The following is a 21,652-nucleotide window of genomic DNA, read 5'->3' as shown; positions in this document are numbered from 1 at the left end:
TTTGCGAACGCGGTCTATTGACAGTGGCCGGCCGACTTGTCGGCAGGGGCTTTGCGCCAGGTGCCGCCGGTGCGTGTCCGTGGGAGACGGAACGGCCAGGCAGCCGGGCGTGTGGGGAGCTTCGTCCCGAAGACCACCGCCACCCAGACGGTGTACGTGGTGTAGCCGATGGCGCAGGCCCACGCCGCCGCCACCACGCCACGGTCGCCGAGCAGCCACATGATCGTGAACTCGATCGCGGCGGAGGCGAGCGCGATCCTGGTGAGAGCGGGGCGTTTCGCGGGGTCGCGCAGTTCGACCCCCTGCACCAGCCGGCCGACGGCGAAGACTCCGCAGGCGGGCACCAGGATGAGTGCCGCCGTCCGTCCCGCGCCGTAGTCCGCGCCGTAGAGCGCCGGGATGGCGTAGTAGACGAGGGGAGTCAGGGCGGCGACGGCCAGCGCCAGCACGACGAGGATCTTCCTGAGCGCTACCGGACGGTCGGGCCGGCCTCTCGACAGCAACGGGCACAGTGCCGAGGGGAGATACCCGGCGACCTCCGCCACGTTGGCCGTCACGGCGTAGACGCCGAGGGTGGCATTGGCGCCGAGGACGGAGAGGGCCATCTGGTCGGCGCGCATCATGGCGTAGATGGATCCGTTCAGCAGATGGAGGTGGACGTTCCCCGGATCCCAGACCCGGCTCACATCGCGCCGCCAGGCGTGTGGGCGCCGGGGCCCGGCGCGGCCCGGCCCGCCGCGCGTACCTCTGCACCGGTACAGGAACACCGAGTTCAGCGCTGCCTGCGCGAGGAACGACACGGCGGCGAGTTCCACAGCCGAGGTGAGCCCGGCGGCCATGAAGACCAGACAGCCCGGGACCGGGCCGCTGTTGGCGACGGTCCGCACCGCGATCAGCAGGCCGAGCCCGCCGTCGTACAGCAGCACCCCGGTGACGAGTCTCGCCACCAGCGCGGCGTAGACAGCCGCGGCGACGCCTGCTCCGACCAGCCAGGAGGGCCGTAGCCAGGCCACGGCCAGGTCGCCGACCACGGTCACGACAACGCCGCAGGAGACGGACACGACGAGGATCCAAGCGAAGTATCCGGAGAGGAAGGACCTGCCTCCGTCCTCCGCCTCCGTCACCCCCCTCAGGACTCCCACCTCGCCGCCCATCTCGAGGGCCACGACGGCCAGGGTCGTGAAGACCGCGATCGCGGCGTAGTGTCCGCGTTCGACGGGATCGAGGAGCCGGGCCGTGAGCAGCGAACCCACGAGGGCCGAGACGGCCCCGCCCATCACGCCCAGAAAGGCCTGGGGAGCGTCACGGCGCAGCACAGCGGTCAGCGGCGCCCGGGACAAGACTCCTCCCTTCCCCGCCGTCGCGCGGGCGTCGCCGGCGGCACGCGCCGCGCAGCTGTTCGGGGGTGCGGCGTCGGGTGGGCCCGACGGCCGCGGCCGTCAAGTGGTGGTCTTGCAGACGAGGACCAGCCCTTCGGCGAAGGCCGGCCTGAGCAGGGTGGCGACCCGGGAGACGGAGTCATAGCAGCGCGCCCGTGCGTCGTTCCCGGAATTGACGTGGTAGAAGAACCAGCGGTCCGGGCGCAGTCCGCAGTCCGACACGAGGCGGGACAGCGCCGCGGGTGTGAAGACGTAGACATGGTCCGGATGGATGATCTCCCGGCCGGTCAGCGTGTTGATCAGGTTCTTGGCTGCCAGACCGTTCGGCGTCGAGAGGATCAGTTCGGTGTCGTTGTCCGTCTCCCGCATCAGGGCGGCGATTCCGCGCAGGAACGAAGCCGCGTCCCTGGCGTGCTCGATGACGTCGCCAGCGAGAATGATCTCGGGCTTGAACTTGACCAGATCGGCTCTGTCCCGTTCGTCCGCGATATCGACGACCGAGTACTCACCACCCAGCTGATCGCGCAGCAATTCGACGGCGGCCCGGTCGATGTCGACGCCGTGCACGTCCTGGGCCGCCTTCAGGAGCTTGGCGTGCAGCAACGATCCGTTGCGCAGCTTGTCCGCACTCAACGGCGAATCGGCGCAGCCGATGTGGAGAACACGCCGTCCGGCGCACAGGCCGAGCAGAAGTGCGTCACGATCTCTTTTCACCGGTCCGCTGGCGAGGCTCTGGGTGAAGAATCCGGACTTCGTCATGACGCTCTCTCCTTTGCCCGAACGATGCTTGGTCAGGCTAAGGGCTGTCCCGCAATACCGGGCGGACCGGCGCGCGGCGTCAGATGCATGGGGCCTCCCCAGGCCCAACGGGCCGTGGGGAAGCATCGCAAGGCGGAGAGGCACGCTCATACTGGGCGTATTCGGGTGCTTCGACAACTCCCCCAGGCGGTAGCTGGGGGAGCGCCGTAGCCGTCGTCGTGCGCCCGGCGGGTATTGCGGGACAGCCCTTGGCTCTGGATTTGCGGAGCCCGGACGCTGACACGCGTGTGGTGATCAGCGCATGGCGCACCGGCTTTGTGATGCGGATGGCCGGGCCCGTTCATTGCCCATGGGGCCGCGGCCGCATACGGACCCACAGATGCCACCCCATCAATCGCTCGCCGGGAAGGCCGTGTACAGGCAGTGGCGGAGCATGCATGAATCGCTTCTCGTGGCGCGTGGCGATGAAATCCGGGAAGTCATGTCGTACGCGTCGGAGGTCGTAGACACGGGAGTACGGATTCTCCGGCCCGTCGGTGTTGTGATGGACGAAGCGGTTCATACGGAGGTACCGGACCGGCCCGAAGCGGCGGGCATTGGCGAGATGACGACCGAGTAGACCGCGGGATTCACCGACCAGGCCGAGCCAGGCCAGGGGATAGGACCCGAGCAGGGCTGCGCGGCGCACCAGGCCCATCGCCAGCAGGTAGTTGAGGGACCAGCGGGCGTAGAGCATGACGGCCAGTTCTCCACCGGGAGCGAGTACACGATGGATCTCGCGCTGCGCCCGGAGGATCTCGGGCACGTGATGCAGCACACCGTGGCTGAAGACGAAGTCGAACGAACCTGTGGCGAAGGGAAGTTCCAGAACGCTCGCCTGGTATAGGCCCTCGAAGGGCAGCCGTCTCAGGGAGAGCCGGGTCCTGGTGCGCTCCACCGCCGTATCGGTCAGATCGACGCCCGTCCAGCGCGCGCCCCTGCGGATCAGCTGCTCCGCCTCGGCCCCCTGGCCCAGGCCGATCTCCAGTACCCGTCGGCCCGCGACCGGCAGGCGGTCCAGACAGTGCGGGATGTGTGGCTCGAGTCGGTACTTGGCCTGGTCGTACTGGGAGAAGAACGCTTCGTAGTCCTGCGGCCGTTCCCCGGCCGGACCCCCGTAGAGGTTGTCACCGCATGGATGGGACGACCAGAACTCCTGGATGTCGGATTCCCGCACGAGTGCTCCTGAGCAGATCACTTACCGCTGACGGGTACCGGTCGACGACCGTGTACCGGTGGACGAATGTCCGTGCCCGCAAGGGCCGGCCGGTCCCTGCCGCACGGGAGGCGAGCACCGTTCGGGAAGGTCGTCGTCCCGGCGCGCGGGACTCCGACGAGGGCGAAGGCGCAGGCGAGGAGCAGCCAGGAGGGCAGGCCGATGTAGGTGGTCTCGAAGGCGACGTTGGTGAAGGAGGTCAGACACAGGCCCACGGTCGCGCCGAACCATGCGGCACCGGCCAGGTGTTCGCGTGCCCGCCAGGTCCGCCACAGGGTGGCGATCACCAGTGAGGCGAATGCGATCCCGGCCGGCCAGCCCAGGTAGTAGAGGTATCCGACGAAGGAGTTGTGCGGTCCTGACTCGGCCTTGTTCAGCAACGCGCCGTTGAACACCACGTCGATCGGCCGGCCCGCACCGCCGCCGAGCAGTGGGTTCTCGTCGGCGACGGCCATGGCCTCGCGCCACATCAGAAAGCGCAGTTCGACATTGTTGGAGGCTTCGCCGTCGGGGTCGCTGGCACTCGACACCAGGCGGTCCGCAAGCCCGCCGACGACCGGCAGGGCGGAGGGGCTCTGTCCGGCCACCGACGCGCCGAGCACCGTGAGCACTCCCACGGTGGCGAAGGCCAGCGTCAGGACCGGCCACTGCTTCGTCCGACGGCTGCTGCGCCTGCTGGCCAGGGCGGTTGCGGCGACGGCCGCCAGTACCGCCAGCAAAGGTCCCCGCTTGCTGGCGACCGCGGTGAGCACGGCGGCTCCGGCGAGGGTCCACAGGAGCAGCCGGCTGCTGCCCGTCCTGTGCAGGATCATGCCGAAGGCACCGGCGATCGCCAGATAGAGGCCCGACGCGGCGGGGGTGATGGTTCCGCCCAGCACGGCCACCAGGAACACGCCCAGCGACGGTACGTAGAGAATCCAGCGCCAGCGCAGGATTTCCTCGGCAGGCCGGGTGAGCAGCCATGTCACGGCAAACCAGCCGAGCACGGGGTAGACCCCGAGAATGATTCCTTTCACCGCACCCGGGTATTCGAGGAAAATTCCCCGGATCACCGCCTGGGTCGCGGCGAGGAAGAGCAGGATCGCCACGGCGCGATAACCGCTCAGACGTGGTTCGGAGAAGGTCCGATGAAGCCACGCGGGAGCCGTTGCGAGCAGCGCCAACCAGGTAAATGCATCCAGAAGATAGATGGGGTCGAGCCCCAGCGTCGCATAGCTTCTTCCGAAGAGGAAGAGCGGCACCAGACTGGCGGCCCACAAATACCATACAGCCTTGTGATGACGTGTCGCCATAAGGAGAAGGAATCCGGCACACGCGGTGAGAGCGACGAGCAGGAGCAGTGTCGAAATCCCGTCGAGTGGGACCACGCGGCGCCTCCTTCGGTCAACCCGAACTGTCCTACCACGTCCCGGGCAAACCCCCGGCGGAGCACCACCGCGAGTCCTCTTGCGATTCCCGCCCGCATATTTTGTGAATAACGCGATCGTGCCTTTTCTACGTGTCGTGCTGGCCTCGGTGGTGTGCGGGTGCTGTCATGTGGCATACGACTGCCGCATACTCCGCTCCGGGTCGCCCACCTGCGGGCCAAGGCGGCGCAGATACCCCGCGGGGGACGCGGACAGGCGGGAACCATGGCGCGCAGCCATGACGAGGTCGGCTGTCGCCGCCTACCGCATCGTGCTGAAGCTGGGAAGAAGGGCAGTGCTCGCCATGCGCAGGAGGCGTCCCTCGCAGTTGTCACGGCCGACGGTCCTCGCCTTCCGGCACAGCACGGGACTCGGAGGAATGGGCCGGGCCGCCGACTTCTTCACACCGGTCCTGCAGTCGTCGTGCCGCGTCGTGGATGTGGTGCCACTCTCCGCGAAACGCTCCGGCCCGATGCGTATCGACGCTGCCGTGCCCGCGAAGGCGACCGCCGCTGTCGGGGCCGTACTGCGATGCGCGCGCATCCTCGCCACCAAGTCGCCGATAGCCGTCTATCTGCCGATTTCCCAGTGGGGACTCCCACTTCTGCGTGACTCCCTCATCGTCGTCCTCGCCAGGATCTTCAACTGCTCCACCGTGCTTCATCTGCACGGTTCCCAGCTGCCGGCGCGCCTGGCGTCGAGTTGGGCGCTGAGGAAGACGCTCGAACGAAGCCACTGGCTGGTGCTGAGCGAGACGGTCGCCGCAGCGGTCGACGCCGCAGGATGCCGCGCCGCGTCGGTCCATGTGGTCCGAAACCCCGCCCCCGCCGGCGGCGCACCTCGTGAGGTGACGCAGGCGCCGTCCCGGGCCGGCCGGCCGCTTCGTATCGGCTGGATCGGAACGATGCACAGCCAGAAGGGATTCGACATCCTCTGCGACTCGGTCGCCCGGCTGAAACGAACGGGCGCTCCGGTCAGCTTCACCGTCGCGGGACGGCGCAGCGATGTCCCCACCAGCCGAATGACATGCGTGGACGAGGACCTCGGCGTGCTCGAACCGGCGGACGTCCTTTCGTTCTGGACCCGGACCGACGTGTTCGTCCTTCCCGCCCGCTGGGCCGAGGGGCTGCCCTTCGTCCTGCTCGAAGGTCTGCAGGCGGGGTGCGCCGTGGCGGCGACCTGGTCCGCGGGCAGCGCCGAACTCTTCAGCCGGGGCTGTGTGGAGCGCATCGGCAGCGACGTCGATTCGGTCACCGCCTTTCTCCGCACCTGTATGACCGACATCGACGGTGTCCGCCGGCGGCAGCAGAAACTCTGGAAGGAACTGCGCCCCCTCTACGCCCCCGACCGGGTCGAGGCGTCCTTCGCGGGGTTCTGGCAGGACGCGGACCTGTGAGTGGAACTCCACGACGAACGGAGGGGGATGTGCGTACACCCGGACTGCCCCAGGAGGAACCGCCCGCCGCTCCGGCGAGCCCGGTGCGGCCGGTGACGGTGTGCGGGCTGCCGGTGCACCCGCTGACGCTGGAGGGTTCCGTGGCTGCCGCGCAGGCACTGATCGCGGACGGTGGCCCGCACCAGCACGTGGTGCTGAACGCGGCGAAGATGGTCCAGGCACATGACGATCCGGAGCTGGCCCGGATCATCAAGTCGTGCTCGCTCGTCAACGCCGACGGGCAGTCCGTCGTCTGGGCGGGCCGCCTCCTCGGCAGGCCGCTTCCCGAACGGGTGGCCGGAATCGACTTCATACTGGCGCTGTGGCGCAAGGCCGCCCACCAGGGCTACCGGGTCTACCTGCTCGGTGCGCAGCGCCCGGTGGTGGAGGAGACGGCGCGCATCGCCGCGGCCCAGGGCGTGCAGGTGGTCGGATGCCGCGACGGCTACTGGGACGACGCGCAGGAGCGGGAGGTGGTGTCCGCCGTGCGTGCGGCACGCCCCGACGTGCTGTTCGTCGCCGTCCCGAGCCCGCGCAAGGAGCGCTTCCTCGCCCGCCACCAGAAGGCGCTCGGCTGCCCGTTGGTGGTGGGAGTGGGCGGATCCTTCGACGTGGTGGCCGGGCTGCGCACCAGAGCACCGGGCTGGATGCGCCGGGCGGGCCTGGAGTGGTGCCACCGGCTGGTCCAGGAACCGCGGCGCATGTTCATGCGCTACGCCGTGGGCAACACGCGGTTCGTGCTGCTGGTGCTGGCGTACTGGGTGCGCGGGATCGGACGCAGGCGGTCCCTGCCCTGAGGCGGGAGGACGGACGGCCGGAAGCCGGGACCTCCGCCGCACGGGCGGGGATGTCCACGGCCGGGCCCGGGGTCAGCCGTGCCGCGCATCGGCCCCTTCCGTGTGCCGGGACGTCAGCAGGGCGGCGAGCGCGGTGACCTCGGCGTCGATCTCGAGAGCACACTCGAACAGCACCTCGTAGGGGCTGCCCCAAGGGTCGGGGATCTCGTCCGCAGCCGGTGGCACGGGCTGGAGGGTGCCGCGCGCGGCGGCGGCGAGGGCGATCAGCTCCTTGGGCGTGGTGGCGTCCGCCGCCGTCGTACGGCTCGCGAGCCGTACGAACTCCCTGAGCGTGAAGGTCCGCCGCAGGGCCGACGGACACAGGCGCACGGCGGCGTCACGGTGCGTGCGTTCGAGACCGAGCACCAGATCCGCCTCGGCGATCAGCTCCTCGGTGAGCGGGGCGGAGGCGAAGTCGGCACCGTCGCCGCCCAGTTCCTCGAGTGCGGAACGCGTCGAGGGATCCATGCCCACGCCCCTCCCGGCCCGGGTGCCGGCGCTGGACACCCGGGCCTGCGGAAGGCCGACGGCGAGCAGCCTTTCGGCCAGGGGCGAGCGGTGCACGTTCCCCGTGCAGACGAAGAGCACCCGAAGGTCGCGCAGACCGTGCCGGGCAGCCGGACGATCCGTGTCGCACATGGTCATTGGTACGTCGTCTCCTCGATGCCTGTGCGCAGCCCGGGCCCCGACGGGCCCTGGAGCCCGCTCGGGTCTCCGATTGCCGTGCAGGGGTCCGGGCTGCGACGACGGGGTGCGGGCCGGCCGGGGGGCCGGGCCCCGGCCTGCCGCTGTTCGGGTCGCGGGCGGTGCGCGGGCCGGCCGGCCCCTGTCCCACCCGTGTTACGCGGTGCGTCCGATGTCCGAGGTCAGGCCTTGCTGCGCGCCGTTGCCGCAGCCGTTGTCTTCGCCTTCGCCGTGGCCTTCGCCGTGGACTTCGTCGAGGCCCGGCGCTCGCGGATCTTCGCCGCCTGGTGATGCGGGCTCACTCGTGGCCGCGGGGGCGTCACGGGCTGTTCGGCGGCCGAAGGATCGCCGTAGCCGTAACCGTAGGCGTGCTGGGACAGGTAGCCGCGGCCTGTCCGCTTCGCCACCGGTGCCATGCTGAGCACGGCCCCCAGAGTGCGCGCCCCGACCGTGCGCAGCGAGTCCGCGGCGGCCGCCGTCCAGTTGCGCGGGGTCTTCCCTGCCTGCGCGACGAGGATCGCTCCCTGGGCGTGCGGAGCCAGGCCGACGGTGTCCGCGACCGGAAGCAGAGGTGCGGTGTCCACGATCACGGCCTCGTAGCGGCCGGAGAGCTCGTCGAGGATCTCGCTCATGCGACCGGATGCCAGCAACTCGGCGGGGTTGGGCGGGATCGGTCCGCTGGTGAGGACGGAGAGCCGGCCCGCCTGCTGGGTCACGTCGTCGATTTCCGCCTGGTTGATGAGCACACTCGTCAAGCCGGCGTCCTGGATCAGTCCGAAGCACGCGGCGACTCGGGGACGGCGCAGATCGGCGTCGACCAGGCAGGTGGAAGTGCCGGAATCGGCGAGCGAGAGGGCCAGGCCGACCGCCGTGCTGGTCTTCCCCTCTCCCGGAAGAGCACTCGTCACGATGACGACGCTCGGGCGCGAGCCGATCTGGGTGAACTTCAGGTTCGTCCGCAGATGGCGGAACGCCTCGGCGCGCGGGGAATGCCCCAGGCAGCCGGTGGCGGGCGGCTGGCTCGCCGACTTCTTGTCGAACGGGATCGCGCCGAGCACGGGCAGGGTGGTGAGTTCAGCCAGTGCGTCGGTCGTCTTGATACTGGTGTCCAGCGTCTCGCGCAGCACGGCGACCGCCGCTCCCACGAGCACTCCGGCCACGATGCCCATGGCGAGGTTGAGGAGAGGACGCGGACTCACCGGCTCCGTGGGGGCCGCGGCGGTCTCCGTCACCCCGAGGTTCACCGGCGACCTGCCCTCGGACCGGCGCCCCTTCGGCGTCTCGAGCCGCTCCACGACGGTGCTGAAACGCTGTGCCACGGCATTGGCGATCCTCGCGGCCAGGTGGGGGTCGGTGTCGCTCACCGTGACGTTGACCAGCACCGTGTTGAGAGGAGCCTCGGCTGTGATGTGCTCCGCCAGCTGCTCCGGTGTGGTGCGCAGCTCCAGAGAGTCGATGACGTGCTGCGTCACCTGACGGCTGGTCACGATGGCGGCGTACGACTGGACCCTCGCCTGTGAGAAGGCGTTGCCCTGCTGAAGCTGGTCGATGTCGTCCCCGCCCGGCTGGGCTGACACGAAGAGCTGGGTGCGGGCCTCGTAGACCGGAGAGGCCAGAGCGGTGGCACCCCAGCCGGCGAATCCGCCGACCAGGATGCATACGACGACAGCGGGCCAGCTGCGGACCAGCGCTCTCAGGATGCTGCGGGGTTCCACAAGCGGTGCACCTCATTGGTGGGTTCGGATCCGGGCTCGACCAGGTTAGTCACGTGTGCGGCATTTCTCCCGCAATGGGCGATCGTGCACGTCATGCCGTCCGCATGGCTCCACCGGCCTGCGGCAGCGCGCGTGAGCGGGCTCGGCGTACCTGCTCGCGGGCAGGCTGTGCCGGCTCCGACGGGGAGCATGCCTGGGAGGGGGTGAGCCGGGTCGGGATCGGCGAAGGGCAACGGTGCGGCTCGGTCTGATCCCTCATCACACCGCCGTGTCCTCACCTCTCACAGGCTGATCCCTCATCACACTCGGGCCCGGGCGACGAGTCCACGAGGGCCACACGGGTGCAGCTGCTCCGCCGTCCTGCGGAGTGCCATGGCGCGCCTGTTTGGCTTGCGGCCCTCACGTCTATTGATCACGTTGCTCGACTTCGGGCGATCTTTGCTGCCTGGCGAGTCCTGGCCGGACGCCGCCCGCACTGCCGGGGTGGCGGTGGCCGGGGAACGGGCCGCAGTGCGGATGAGACAAGGAGTGATCAGCGCGATGTTGGTAGAGGCCAGGCGCATGGCGAATCGTTTCTTCTGCGCCGCGGTGCACTCCTCGAGTGCGGAGACACCGTCCTGCTCGGTACGCCGAGGGAGGCAGTGGCCCGGCGCGAGGTGCCGCCGCGCATCACAGCCGTCGGCCGCCGCGACAGGGACGACCGCGAGCGCATACAGGGCATCGGCGCGATTCGACTGCATAGGCGGCCACGGGGCCATGGCCTGACACCACACCGCCCACCGCCTCTCCGGCACCGGGCGCCTGCCTCGCCCCACTCCGACACCCACCAGGACCACCGCTCATCGAGCGCACTCCGAAGGAGCCACGAACACGATGCCCAGACGCACTGGATGGCGTGTGGCCATGGTCGCCACCGCCGCTAGCCTCATCGCCGCCACTCCGCTGATCGTCGCCGAGCCCGCGGCAGCGCAGTACCCTCCAGCCCTCAACCTGCAGATCGACGACAACTCCGTGGGCCCCGGTGACGTGATCAACTTCGTCGGAACCGGTCTTCTGGCCAGCGAGCAGATCTCCTCCAGGCTCTTCCCCGTGGGAGGTGCGGCCGGCACTGCGGGAGCCCCCGGGGCCACCGCGTCCGCCGCCTCACTGCGAGGGGTGCCGTTCTTCCCCAAGCCCAGTTCCTCGCCCTCGTGGAGCGACTACGACGACGGTGGTGCCGGCCGCGACGCGACGCGCGGGAACGGCAACGGGAACAGGGATGGGGACGGGAACGGGAACGGAAGCAGGGACGGGAACGTCGACGGATATCGCGACGGGTCGGCTGATGGGGCCGGGGAGGGGAACGCCGACGGAGCCGGAGACGGATACGGGGACGGGAACACCAACGGCACCGCGGACGGGAACGTCGACGGCACCGGGAGCGAAGACCGGGAGGGCCGAGGAGACGGGACCGGTGACGGAGACGGAGACGGAGACGGAGACGGTGACGGGACCGCCGGCGGTGCCCGGCCCATCGTTCAGCTCGATGTCCACGTCGCCGACACCAACGGCACGGTGACGGACAACGTCGTCATTCCCCAGCGTGTCCGCCCCGGGCAGTACGACTTCCAGCTCGTCCGCAGTGGGTCTGGAGGGACCCTGTCCGCTCGTATCACCGTCCTCGGTGACGGCAACAACGATCCCGGTCGTCCCGGAGACGGGGATGGCGACCACGGTCGTCCCGGAGACGGGGATGGCGACCACGGTCGTCCCGGAGGCGGTGATGGTGACCATGGCCGGTCCGAGCACGGCGGTGGCGATGACCACGGTCGGTCCGAGCACGGCGACAAGGACGACCACGGCAAGGGCGACAAGAACGACAAGGGTGACTACGACAAGGGCGACTACGACAAGGGTGACAAGGACGACCACGGCAAGGGCGACAAGGGGGATTACGATAAGGGTGACAAGAGCGACAAGGGCGACCACGACAAGGGTGACAAGGGGACCACGGGCCAGAAGGACGAGGGCACGGAGCTTGCGCGCTCCGGAGCCTCTGACGCCTCTCTCGCGCTGCTGACGGCGGCTGGCGGTCTGCTGGTCCTCGGCGGCGGAGCACTGGTGATCGCCAGGCGTCGCCGTAACGGCAACAGAATCTGACCGCGGTCGCCGGCCGCCTGTCACCCGACAGCGGCAGACCCCCTCATGGGGGCGGCGGTGCCGAGAAGCCCGGTGGCGGAGCCCCTCGACAGGGTCTCCGCCACCGGGCTCGAATGGATCTCAACTCCGTCAGTTCCATGGACGTTTCATGTCCGACGAGGTGGACCTTCCGGTGCACGAGGCCATCGGCTGTATCGAGGTACGCTCGCTCGACCGTGCTCGATGGTTGGGGCTCAAAGCCCCAACGAGATGGCCAGGCGGGTGAGTTCGGCCGTGCTGTTGATGTTGAGCTTGGCCCGGATGCGGCGCAGATAGGCGTCAACGGTGTGCTTGGAGAGTCCCATGTGGCGGGCCGTCTGCAGGTAGGTTCGCCCGGCGGCGATATGCCGGAGCGTTTCCCGCTCGCGCGGAGCCAGCGCAGGGGTGGGGGCTTCGACGGGCAGTGCGGTGAGTGTGAGGCTCATGGGATTTCCTCCGACGACGGATCGAGTCGGTCATCACTGCTCACACCCTCGGAAGCAGGGAGGCAAATGTCTTAATAGTTCGATTTGCCCTCTTTGGAAAACACTGCAGGGGAGACTTCATGGTGATGTCCGCCGATTGTCACGGGCGTGTCACAGGGGCCGCTGGTCGGCGTCTGGCGCGAGAGGGGTGGCCGTGCGTTCTCGCCCCAGGGGGCGGTTTGAAGTCGTCACTTTCAACTATTTCCCCTTGAAGTAAGGGGGCCCGAGTGTCGGCGGGGGAGGCGCTCCGGGTCGGTGAGCTACGAATTTCCGGGAGGGTGCAGCGGTCGGCTGCCTCATGCGCTCACCATCGGTCGGGCGAGTCTCGCCCTCGGCTACCGTCTGTGCTCTGTGCTCTGTGCTCTGCGCTCTGTGTCTGTGGCCGTACCGGGCGCGGCTCATCGCCGGCTATATCGGCGCGTAGGCGCTTCGTTACTCACCGGGGTCGAAGGGTGGCGTGTCGACGGATTCCTCCGTGCTCGACGAGCTCTTCAGGGGTGTGTAGTGCGCTGCGGCCGCCCGGTAACAGGTGTCGATCTTGACTGTCGGGCGCCGGGTGTCGGGCGCCGGGGCGGGTGCGGTGTGCGAACCGGCTCCCTGGCGAAGCTCCGGTCCGCCCGGAATGCCGCTGCTGCTCTGCAAGGTGATGTGCTGTCACTTCCGGCGGGGCCACGTTCCTCGCTCACGCCGGTGTACCGGCTGATCGTCGCATCAGGTCGCGAGGCTTACGCCCCCGCTACGCCCGCCCCGCTAGGCTCCATGCGCAGCAAAAAGGCCCTCCCGTGAGGAGGGCCTGTCGGCCTTGTGTGCTGTGCGCCCCCGGCAGGACTCGAACCTGCGGCCAAGCGCTTAGAAGGCGCCTGCTCTATCCGCTGAGCTACGGGGGCCGAATGTGGCCTCGGCGGCCTGGAGCCCCTGATGGGGCGGCCGTGACCTCGCCGGGACAAGGATAGGGCTCCGTTCGCCTTGACCCGGTTGCTTCACCTGCGTGGCACGATGTGGAGGTTCGGTGAAGCGGAACGATAATCGCAGGCAGGTGCGATTCTCGCAGCGGTTTTTTCGCCCCAGGGCTCGGGTGTTGTGCACTCGTTATGCCTGCGCCCCAGTTGTCTCGTCCTTCCCGTCCGTCTGATCGGCGCGCAGGAATAGCCATACGCTTCAAAACGACTCCAAAATTGGGCATTCTTCGCATGTGGTGACCATGGAAGTACGGCCTCAGTTGCTCGACGCACTATCCGCCCTGCGCGACCGTGTCGCCGCCGTGCGTCTCCCGCTCCCCCTTCCCGGCGCGCCGCGCGCCCGGCAGACCAGAGACGAGCTGCTCGCTCAGCTTGACGACTACCTGATGCCCCGGCTCAAGCACCCCGATGCGCCCCTGCTCGCGGTCGTCGGCGGATCCACGGGTGCGGGTAAGTCCACACTGGTCAACTCCCTTGTGGGGCGCCGCGTGAGCGAGGCCGGGGTGCTGCGCCCCACGACGCGGACGCCCGTGCTCGTGTGCCACCCGGACGATCACCACTGGTTCGCGGGGCTGCGAGTGCTGCCGTACCTCACCCGGGTGTGGCTGCCGCAGCAGGAAGCCGACACCGCGGTCGGGGAGCGCGGACCGGCGGAGGAAGGCTCGCTGCGGCTCGAGACCGCTACATCTCTGCCCCCCGGCCTCGCTGTGCTCGACGCGCCCGACATGGACTCGCTCGTCATCGAGAACCGGATGCTGGCCGCCGAGTTGATCTGCGCCGCGGACATCTGGGTCATGGTCACCACCGCATCCCGGTACGCGGATGCCGTGCCCTGGCATCTGCTGCGTACGGCCAAGCAGTACAACGCCACACTCATCACGGTGCTCGACCGTGTGCCGCACCAGATGGTCACCGAGGTCTCGCGGCAGTACGCCGCGCTTCTGACGAAGGCGGGGCTCGGGGACGTACCGCGGTTCACCATCCCCGAGCTGCCGGAATCCACGGGCCGCGGCAGCGGGCTGCTCCCCGAGTCCGCGGTCGTCGCGCTCCGGGACTGGCTGGCGCACCGGGTCCTGGATCCCCTCGCGCGCAGAGAGACCGTCGTACGGACGGCGGCCGGCGTCATCGCGTCGCTCAGGTCCCGGATGCCCGAGATCGCGGGGGCGGTCGCCGCGCAGTACGCAGCCGCCGTACGTCTGTCCGGGGCCGTCGAGGAGGCGTACGGCCGCGAGACGGAGCGGGTGCGCAAGTCGCTGGGCCGTGGAGCCGTGCTGTCGGGCGACGCCCGTACGCGGTGGCGTGGTTATCCGCGCGACAGCTCGGCCACGGAGGTGCTCGACGCCATCGCCGAGAGCCTTGCAGCGCTGCTTCACTGCGCCGTGGCGGCCGCCGACGAACAACTCCAGGAGGCATGGCGGCGTGAGCCCGCCTCGGGTGCGGTGGGCGGCGGCTCCGCCGGGGCGGACCGGGAGTGTTCCGAGCGCATCGGCATGGCCGTGCGGCGCTGGCGGAGGGTGCTGGAGGAGACCTCCGAAGAGGCCGTACAGGGCATGGAGCGTGCTGCCGCACCCGACGCCGACACCGTCGCGGCCCTGCTCGCCGCAGCGCTGCTCGGCGGCCGGCGCGCCCGGGCGGCGGGCGAACTGCTCGCCGAACGCCTCGGCGCCCAGGGCGCTCTGCGGCTTCGGGACAAGGGCGGCGAGCTGGTGACGACGTGTGTCGAAAGCGTCATGAGGGAGGAGCGCGACAGGCGTCTCGCCCCGCTTGACGCCCTCGAAGTGTCCCCTGAAGCGCAGGCCGATCTGATCGCCGCGCTGTCCGTACTGCAGAAGGAGAGGTGACCGCCGATGACCGCTGTCACTGGGGAGACCGAGGGCCGCTCGGGGACCGGTCCACAGGGAGAGGGGGCGGAAGCGGGCCAGAGCGCGCAGCCCGGGGACGGGGGCGCCGACGAGCCCGTCACCGCGTCGGAACGCACGGCGGACGGGCACGGCCGGAACCACGAGAGAGCGGCAGGCGCGCATGAAGACGCCGACGGAGGCAACGGCGGCAACGGCGCCGACGGGGGTGTGAGTGCCGTCGAGGGCGAGGCCGCGCGGGACGACCTGCCACACGACGGCCGGCCCGCGGCGGACGACGCCCACTGGGACGACGGACTGATCGCCAGGCGCGCCGCGGACCCGCTCCCGGACGAGAAGCCCTCCGGGCAGTCCCACGCGTCCGCCACAGGCCTCTACGCCGCCCCGCTGCGCACCCGCCTCGAAGCCCTCCGCGAGCTCGTGGGACTCTCCCGCACCCGGGTGGAGGCACAGGTCCTGGAGGACGCGGGGCGCGTACTCGACGAAGCGGCGGCGCGGCAGCGCCTGTCCTCGCAGCACACCGTCGTCGCCATCGCGGGTGCGACTGGCAGCGGCAAGTCGACACTGTTCAACGCCCTGGCGGGGGTGCGCATTTCGGAGACCGGGCTGCGCCGTCCCACCACATCCGCCCCCATCGCCCTGAGCTGGTCCGAGGGCGCCGGGGAACTCCTCGACCGGCTCGCCATCCCGGGGCGGCTGCGCCGCAGGCCGTTGGCGGGCGGATCGGGCGACGAGGCACTGCAGGGCCTGGTCCTCGTGGACCTGCCCGACCACGACTCGGCGCTGACCGTGCACCGGGAGCAAGTGGACCGGGTGCTGGCGCTCGTCGACGCGGTCATCTGGGTCGTCGACCCGGAGAAGTACGCCGACGCCGCCTTGCACGAGCGGTATCTGCGACCGCTCGCCGGACATGCCGAGGTCTCCTTCGTCGTCCTCAACCAGGTCGACCGGCTGCCCGGCGATGCCGCCGACCAGGTGCTGGACGACCTGCGGCGACTCCTCGACGAGGACGGTATGGCAGTCGGCGAACACGGCGACCCCGGCGCCACGGTGCTGGCGCTTTCGGCTCTCACGGGCGAGGGCGTCGCCGATCTTCGTGAGCTGCTCGGCCGTTTCGTCCAGGAACGCACGGCCGCGGCCCGGCGTATCGCCGCCGATGTCGACGCCGCCGCGAAGCGGTTGCGTCCCGTGTACGTCGCCGACGGTCATGCCGGCCTCAGCGAACGGGCCCGCGACGACTTCGCCGCCCGTCTCGCGGTCGCGGTCGGTGCCACGGCGGTCGGCGAGGAGGCCGAACGCCAGTGGCGCAGAAGCGCCGGGCGGGCCTGCGGCACTCCGTGGCTGCGGCTGTGGCGCTGGTTCGAACGCAGAAGGACGCCCGGGGGAGGGCTTCCGAAGCTTCCGGAGCCGGTGGAAGAGGAATTGACCGCACGTCAGCGCGTGGAGCAGGCCGTACGGCTCGTCGCGGACGAGGCGGCCCACGGGCTGCCGGTGCCCTGGGCGCAGGCCGTGCGCGAGGCGGCGGTGCGTGGGGCCGAGGGGCTGCCGGAAGCCCTCGACGAGCTGGCGGTCACGCTGGGCACGCCCACTCGGCCGCCCCGGCCCACGTGGTGGCCTGTCGCGGTGATGGGGCAGGCCATGATGACACTGCTGCAGGTCTGCGGCGGGTTGTGGCTGGTGGGCCAGATCGCCGGGGTCACGGAGCCGCTGCTGGTCCCCCCGGTGCTGCTGATGCTCGCGGGCATCATCGGCGGGCCGCTGGTGGAATGGGCATGCGCGAGTGCGGCGAAGGGACCCGCACGAAGATACGGACAGGACGCGGAACGGCGGCTCAAGGAGGCAGCGGCCGCCTGCGGAAGGGCCAGGGTGCTGGACCCGATCGCGGCTGAGCTGCTGCGATACCGGGAGGTACGGGACCAGTACGTGACCGTGTCCAGACGCTGACACCTGGGGATCCCGGTGACCCCGCCACCCGTACGGGTGGCGGGGTTTTCCCCATTCCGGGCTGTTTCCACAGGCTTCAGCGGGAATGCGCGCGCTGATCCAGCATGGGACCGGTCAGAGCGGCGGCGAGCGGCAGGCCCCGCGAGACCGCGGATCTCAGCAGCAGATGGAGGCGATGGGGCATGAACGAGACGACGGTGACTCTGGTCGGCAATGTGGCGACGGCCGTCGAGTACCGGGAATCGACGAGCGGGGGATACGCCCGGTTCCGGTTCGCGGTGACCTCACGCCGCTGGGACCGCCAGCGTGAGCTCTGGGCTGACGGCCCCACGAGTTTCTACACGGTATGGGCCTGGCGGACGCTCGGGCAGAATCTGGCGGCCTCGGTGTCCGTCGGCGAACCGCTGGTGGTGCACGGGCGGTTGAGGATCCGGGAGGAAGACCGGGATGGACAGCGGCGGACGTCCGTCGCGGTCGACGCCGTGGCGGTCGGTCACGACATGTCGCGCGGCACGTCCGCCTTCCGCCGGGCGGCGAAGGCCGACGGCTGGCTGATGGACCGTCCGGACGACGTCACCGCAGACGCCCCGGTTGCGGGCGCTCACGTGATGACCGGTCAGGGGCAGGACGGGCGAGGTGACGGGCAGACCGACGGCGCCGGATTCCAGGGGCACGGTGCTCACGCCCACGGCGGCCACGGGACTGACGGGCGCACCGCGGTGGTGCAGGTCGAGGGAGTTGTGGGAGAGCGGCCGGGCCGGGCGCCGGCGAGGAGTCCGGCTTCCGGGTTCCCAGGTGCCGGGGACGGAGGCAGGGCCGCTCCCGACCCCTGGTGCGGACCTGCGCCAGGACCCGACGACGGCACCGCGGCGAGGCCGCAGGACGGGGCGTTGGCGGTCGTCGCAGGGGATGCGGCCGCGGCCGCGATGTTCTGACCTGCCGGTGTGAAGCACGGTGGATCGCCGGTCGATCGCCGGTCGGGGGAAGCGGAGGCGGCGATAACGATTCCGATTCGGAATGGTTATCTCGCGGTATGACGGGGCATCGGGGCGCGGCGCGTCCCTAGGATTCCCCAGTACTCACGGGGCACTTGAGTCTGCAGGCGAGGCACTCCCCCCACACGTTCCACGCGCAGTGCCTCGCCCGGAGGGGAATTCTGTGTTTTCTGCGTTCTCGGTACGTGGGCGGGGAGCCGCCCGGCTGGCCGCGGCAGCCCTTGTGTCGGGGCTGTTCGCAGCCGGCTCGATACTCACCGCGGGACCGGCGGTCGCCGACGACGCCCCGCAGCACACCGGTGGCGCCTCGGCCACCCTCGACGGCCTGGACACCTTCCACCGCGCCGTGCTGCACGACGCGGGCCGTGACCAGGAACTGCCCGCCGGGCTCTTCGAGATGACCGTCGACGGCGGCGGCACCTTCAAGACGTACTGCATCGACATCCACAATCCCACCCAGCAGCAGGCGAAGTACCAGGAGACCTCCTGGGACCAGACGTCCCTCGGCGCCAACCGGAACGCCGGCAAGATCAGGTGGATCCTGCTGCACTCCTACCCCCAGGTCGACGACCTCACGGCGCTCGCCGAGCAGGCCGGCACCGGAACCCTCACCGAACGGACCGCCGCGGCGGGCACCCAGGTCGCCATCTGGCGGTACTCGGACAACGTTGACGTCGAGGCGGTCGACCCCGCCGCCGAGAAGCTGGCCGACTGGCTGGAGAAGAAGGCGAAGGACACCGCGGAGCCCCGTGCCTCGCTCAGCCTGCAGCCGAACGCGGTCTCGGGAAAGGCCGGCGGAAGGCTCGGGCCGATCACGGTCCGGACGGACGCGGACCGTGTCACGGTGACCCCGCCCGCCGACGCGGCCGCCAACGGCATCAAGGTGACCGGCAAGGACGGGAGGCCCGTCACCGCCGCGGTCAACGGCAGTGAGCTGTACTTCGACATACCCTCCGGAGCCGCGGACGGTTCGGCCTCGCTCTCCGTGCAGGCGACCACCTCGGTCCCGGTCGGCCGGGCTTTCGCCGGAGTGACCAAGAGCCAGACGCAGATCCTCGCCGGGTCCAGCCGCTCCACGGTCTCCGCCATCGCAACGGCCACATGGGCCAAGCACGGGCCCATCCCGGCGCTGTCGGCGAGGAAGAACTGCGCCAAGGGCGGCATCGACATCACGGCCACCAACAAGGGCGACGAGGAGTTCACCTTCGAGCTCCTGGGTCTCAGGCACTCGATCGCCGCCGGTGAGTCCCGCACCGTGACCGTCCCGGTGCCGGAGGACCAGCCGTACGACTTCACGATCACCGGGCCCGGCGGGTTCTCGAAGAACTTCAAGGGCGTGCTGGACTGCAAGACCACCGGCAGTGTGCAAACGCTCCCCGGCCGTCCCTCCTCGCAGCCCGGCCCGGCCTTGATGGGCGGAACGGGCGGTGGCGAGAACCTCGCCGCCACGGGCTCCTCGAGCGCCACTCCGACGATCGCGGGCGTGGCTATCGCCCTCGTGCTGATGGGCGGCGTCGCGATCGTCCTGGTACGGGGGAAGAAGGCGCCGGCCGGCGAGGACTGAGGTGATGCGGGAGGGCGCGGTCCGTTCCACGGACGAAGGCACGTGACCGCGCCCGCCGCATCGTCGCAGCCCGGGCTGCACCGTCTCACCGCCGCCGACGGGTGTGCTGCGGGAAACGGCTGACTGACGCAGCCTGGATGCATGAGTCGTGCGCCGATCGTCGTGCACCGGATCTCCCCATCCGGTGGCCGGCGCATCACGGTGCGCAACCAGATCATGGGACTCGCCCGCTCTGACGGCGATCTGCTGGAGTTCCTCCGCCGCGCGGGCCTGCCGGACGCGGAGGAGCTGATCGACGATCCGACCTGGACCGAATGGGTGGGCGGGCTGCCGCACCGTTACAGCCCGCTGGAGCTCATGCCCTGACGCCCGCCCGTGGACGTCCCTTACTGCGGACGACGACCGGCCGCGACCGTCGGTGACGGATCAACTCCGGGGCGACCGTCAAGGGGGCAGGTCAGAGGCCGTCGACCGCACTGGTTTCCTTCGCGGGGTGGCGGTCAGGCAAGATGGGGTGTATCTGCCCACTCACACTTGCCGGACGGTTTCTCTTGGCTGAGTACATCTACACCATGCGCAAGACGCGCAAGGCGCACGGCGACAAGGTGATCCTTGACGATGTCACGCTGAGCTTCCTGCCCGGTGCGAAGATCGGTGTGGTCGGCCCCAACGGTGCCGGTAAGTCCACCGTGCTGAAGATCATGGCCGGTCTGGAGCAGCCGTCGAACGGTGACGCCTTCCTCTCGCCCGGGTACACCGTCGGCATGCTGCTCCAGGAGCCGCCGCTCGACGAGTCCAAGACCGTCCTGCAGAACGTCCAGGACGGCGCAGCCGAGATCATGGGGAAGCTCCACCGCTTCAACGAGGTCGCCGAGCTCATGGCGACCGACTACTCCGACGCGCTGATGGAGGAGATGGGCAAGCTCCAGGAGGACCTCGACCACGCCAACGCGTGGGACCTGGACACGCAGCTGGAGCAGGCCATGGACGCGCTGGGCTGCCCGCCCGGCGACTGGCCGGTCACCAACCTCTCCGGTGGTGAGCGCCGCCGTGTCGCGCTCTGCAAGCTGCTCCTCGAGGCCCCCGACCTGCTGCTCCTCGACGAGCCCACCAACCACCTCGACGCCGAGTCGGTGCAGTGGCTGGAGCAGCACCTCGCCAAGTACCCCGGCACCGTCGTCGCCGTCACCCACGACCGGTACTTCCTCGACAATGTCGCCCAGTGGATCCTGGAGCTCGACCGCGGCCGCGCCCACCCGTACGAGGGCAACTACTCCACGTACCTGGAGAACAAGGCCACCCGTCTGAAGGTCGAGGGTCAGAAGGACGCCAAGCGCCAGAAGCGGCTCAGGGAAGAGCTGGAGTGGGTTCGCTCCAACGCCAAGGGACGCCAGGCCAAGTCCAAGGCCCGTCTGGCCCGCTACGAGGAAATGGCCGCCGAGGCCGACAAGATGCGGAAGCTGGACTTCGAGGAGATCCAGATCCCGCCGGGCCCGCGTCTGGGCAGCGTCGTCGTCGAGGTCGAGAACCTCAACAAGGCCTTCGGTGAAAAGGTCCTCATCGACGACCTCTCCTTCACCCTGCCCCGCAACGGCATCGTCGGCATCATCGGTCCGAACGGCGCCGGCAAGACCACGCTGTTCAAGATGCTCCAGGGTCTGGAGGAGCCCGACTCCGGCAAGATCAAGGTCGGTGAGACCGTCAAGATCTCGTACGTCGACCAGAGCCGCGAGAACATCGACCCGAAGAAGACGCTGTGGGCCGTCGTCTCCGACGAGCTGGACTACATCAACGTCGGCCAGGTCGAGATGCCCTCGCGCGCGTATGTCTCCGCGTTCGGCTTCAAGGGACCGGACCAGCAGAAGCCGGCCGGCGTGCTCTCCGGCGGTGAGCGCAACCGCCTCAACCTGGCGCTCACCCTGAAGCAGGGCGGCAACCTGCTGCTCCTCGACGAGCCGACCAACGACCTCGACGTGGAGACGCTGTCCTCGCTGGAGAACGCGCTGCTCGACTTCCCGGGCTGCGCCGTGGTCGTCTCCCACGACCGCTGGTTCCTGGACCGGGTCGCGACGCACATCCTCGCCTACGAGGGCGACTCCAAGTGGTTCTGGTTCGAGGGCAACTTCGAGTCGTACGAGAAGAACAAGATCGAGCGGCTCGGTGCGGACGCGGCCCGTCCGCACCGCGCCACCTACAAGAAGCTCACCCGGGGCTGAGGCA

The 21,652-nt window shown here is 69.7% G+C and carries 16 protein-coding genes and 1 tRNA gene; 9 read left to right on the top strand and 8 right to left on the bottom strand.

What is annotated here, in order from left to right:
• Positions 1 to 14: 14 nt before the first annotated feature.
• From ACTWOL_RS13155 to ACTWOL_RS13140, 4 genes are all read right to left on the bottom strand, one after another.
• Positions 15 to 1,340 (bottom strand): polysaccharide biosynthesis protein, encoded by a 1,326-nt coding sequence (locus ACTWOL_RS13155; RefSeq protein WP_474296849.1) that lies wholly within the window; start codon positions 1,338 to 1,340, stop codon positions 15 to 17.
• 99 nt (positions 1,341 to 1,439) lie between these two features.
• Positions 1,440 to 2,138, bottom strand: a complete 699-nt coding sequence (locus ACTWOL_RS13150; RefSeq protein WP_474296848.1) for a class I SAM-dependent methyltransferase — start codon at positions 2,136 to 2,138, stop codon at positions 1,440 to 1,442.
• Between the two features lie 340 nt (positions 2,139 to 2,478).
• Positions 2,479 to 3,354, bottom strand: a complete 876-nt coding sequence (locus ACTWOL_RS13145; RefSeq protein WP_474296847.1) for a class I SAM-dependent methyltransferase — start codon at positions 3,352 to 3,354, stop codon at positions 2,479 to 2,481.
• Positions 3,355 to 3,371: 17 nt separating this feature from the next.
• Complete coding sequence (locus tag ACTWOL_RS13140; protein ID WP_474296846.1) at positions 3,372 to 4,760, bottom strand: O-antigen ligase family protein; 1,389 nt, start codon at positions 4,758 to 4,760, stop codon at positions 3,372 to 3,374.
• Positions 4,761 to 5,037: 277 nt separating this feature from the next.
• Here ACTWOL_RS13140 and ACTWOL_RS13135 point away from each other — a divergent pair, with 277 nt between their 5' ends.
• Positions 5,038 to 6,195, top strand: coding sequence for a glycosyltransferase family 4 protein (locus ACTWOL_RS13135; protein WP_474296845.1), 1,158 nt, complete (start codon positions 5,038 to 5,040; stop codon positions 6,193 to 6,195).
• A gap of 29 nt (positions 6,196 to 6,224) precedes the next feature.
• Positions 6,225 to 7,031 carry a WecB/TagA/CpsF family glycosyltransferase gene (locus ACTWOL_RS13130; RefSeq protein ID WP_474296844.1) on the top strand — a complete coding sequence of 269 codons (807 nt, stop codon included), beginning with the start codon at positions 6,225 to 6,227 and terminating at the stop codon, positions 7,029 to 7,031.
• Between the two features lie 72 nt (positions 7,032 to 7,103).
• Here ACTWOL_RS13130 and ACTWOL_RS13125 read toward each other — a convergent pair whose 3' ends face one another.
• Both ACTWOL_RS13125 and ACTWOL_RS13120 read right to left on the bottom strand, forming a co-directional pair.
• Entirely contained in the window at positions 7,104 to 7,715 is a 612-nt protein-coding gene (locus ACTWOL_RS13125; protein ID WP_474296843.1) for an arsenate reductase/protein-tyrosine-phosphatase family protein, read from the bottom strand.
• Between the two features lie 221 nt (positions 7,716 to 7,936).
• Complete coding sequence (locus ACTWOL_RS13120) at positions 7,937 to 9,469, bottom strand: tyrosine-protein kinase domain-containing protein (RefSeq protein WP_474296842.1); 1,533 nt, start codon at positions 9,467 to 9,469, stop codon at positions 7,937 to 7,939.
• Between the two features lie 873 nt (positions 9,470 to 10,342).
• On the opposite strand from ACTWOL_RS13120, the gene ACTWOL_RS13115 reads away from it, so the two are divergent.
• Positions 10,343 to 11,608: a hypothetical protein gene (locus tag ACTWOL_RS13115; protein ID WP_474296841.1), complete on the top strand. Its 1,266-nt coding sequence runs from the start codon at positions 10,343 to 10,345 to the stop codon at positions 11,606 to 11,608.
• 233 nt (positions 11,609 to 11,841) lie between these two features.
• Here ACTWOL_RS13115 and ACTWOL_RS13110 read toward each other — a convergent pair whose 3' ends face one another.
• Together ACTWOL_RS13110 and ACTWOL_RS13105 are read right to left on the bottom strand one after the other, a co-directional pair.
• Positions 11,842 to 12,072 (bottom strand): response regulator transcription factor, encoded by a 231-nt coding sequence (locus tag ACTWOL_RS13110; RefSeq protein WP_474296840.1) that lies wholly within the window; start codon positions 12,070 to 12,072, stop codon positions 11,842 to 11,844.
• Between the two features lie 853 nt (positions 12,073 to 12,925).
• Positions 12,926 to 12,998 (bottom strand) — tRNA-Arg (locus ACTWOL_RS13105).
• Between the two features lie 314 nt (positions 12,999 to 13,312).
• Here ACTWOL_RS13105 and ACTWOL_RS13100 point away from each other — a divergent pair.
• From ACTWOL_RS13100 to ettA, 6 genes are all read left to right on the top strand, one after another.
• A complete protein-coding gene (locus ACTWOL_RS13100) occupies positions 13,313 to 14,911 on the top strand; it encodes a dynamin family protein (protein WP_474301154.1) in 1,599 nt (532 codons plus the stop codon).
• A gap of 6 nt (positions 14,912 to 14,917) precedes the next feature.
• Positions 14,918 to 16,873, top strand: coding sequence for a YfjP family GTPase (locus ACTWOL_RS13095; RefSeq protein WP_474296839.1), 1,956 nt, complete (start codon positions 14,918 to 14,920; stop codon positions 16,871 to 16,873).
• A 182-nt stretch (positions 16,874 to 17,055) separates the two neighbouring features.
• Complete coding sequence (locus ACTWOL_RS13090; RefSeq protein ID WP_474296838.1) at positions 17,056 to 17,808, top strand: single-stranded DNA-binding protein; 753 nt, start codon at positions 17,056 to 17,058, stop codon at positions 17,806 to 17,808.
• Positions 17,809 to 18,031: 223 nt separating this feature from the next.
• Positions 18,032 to 19,432: a Cys-Gln thioester bond-forming surface protein gene (locus tag ACTWOL_RS13085; RefSeq protein ID WP_474296837.1), complete on the top strand. Its 1,401-nt coding sequence runs from the start codon at positions 18,032 to 18,034 to the stop codon at positions 19,430 to 19,432.
• A gap of 141 nt (positions 19,433 to 19,573) precedes the next feature.
• Positions 19,574 to 19,798, top strand: coding sequence for a hypothetical protein (locus ACTWOL_RS13080; protein ID WP_474296836.1), 225 nt, complete (start codon positions 19,574 to 19,576; stop codon positions 19,796 to 19,798).
• 185 nt (positions 19,799 to 19,983) lie between these two features.
• Complete coding sequence (ettA, locus tag ACTWOL_RS13075) at positions 19,984 to 21,648, top strand: energy-dependent translational throttle protein EttA (protein WP_474296835.1); 1,665 nt, start codon at positions 19,984 to 19,986, stop codon at positions 21,646 to 21,648.
• Positions 21,649 to 21,652 lie beyond the last annotated feature (4 nt).

It is taken from the genome of Micromonospora sp. IBHARD003, assembly GCF_056106285.1.
The sequence above is the reverse complement of the archived record's forward strand: the minus strand, read 5'-3'. Positions and strand labels throughout refer to the sequence as shown.

Bases quoted from the DNA above. Each gene is read 5' to 3' on its own strand.
- ACTWOL_RS13125 (WP_474296843.1), bottom strand. From the start codon at position 7,715: ATGACCATGTGCGACACGGATCGTCCGGCTGCCCGGCACGGTCTGCGC.
- ACTWOL_RS13095 (WP_474296839.1), top strand. From the start codon at position 14,918: ATGACCGCTGTCACTGGGGAGACCGAGGGCCGCTCGGGGACCGGTCCA.
- ACTWOL_RS13080 (WP_474296836.1), top strand. From the start codon at position 19,574: ATGAGTCGTGCGCCGATCGTCGTGCACCGGATCTCCCCATCCGGTGGC.
- ACTWOL_RS13135 (WP_474296845.1), top strand. From the start codon at position 5,038: ATGACGAGGTCGGCTGTCGCCGCCTACCGCATCGTGCTGAAGCTGGGA.
- ACTWOL_RS13115 (WP_474296841.1), top strand. From the start codon at position 10,343: ATGCCCAGACGCACTGGATGGCGTGTGGCCATGGTCGCCACCGCCGCT.
- ACTWOL_RS13100 (WP_474301154.1), top strand. From the start codon at position 13,313: ATGGAAGTACGGCCTCAGTTGCTCGACGCACTATCCGCCCTGCGCGAC.
- ACTWOL_RS13090 (WP_474296838.1), top strand. From the start codon at position 17,056: ATGAACGAGACGACGGTGACTCTGGTCGGCAATGTGGCGACGGCCGTC.
- ACTWOL_RS13110 (WP_474296840.1), bottom strand. From the start codon at position 12,072: ATGAGCCTCACACTCACCGCACTGCCCGTCGAAGCCCCCACCCCTGCG.
- ACTWOL_RS13150 (WP_474296848.1), bottom strand. From the start codon at position 2,138: ATGACGAAGTCCGGATTCTTCACCCAGAGCCTCGCCAGCGGACCGGTG.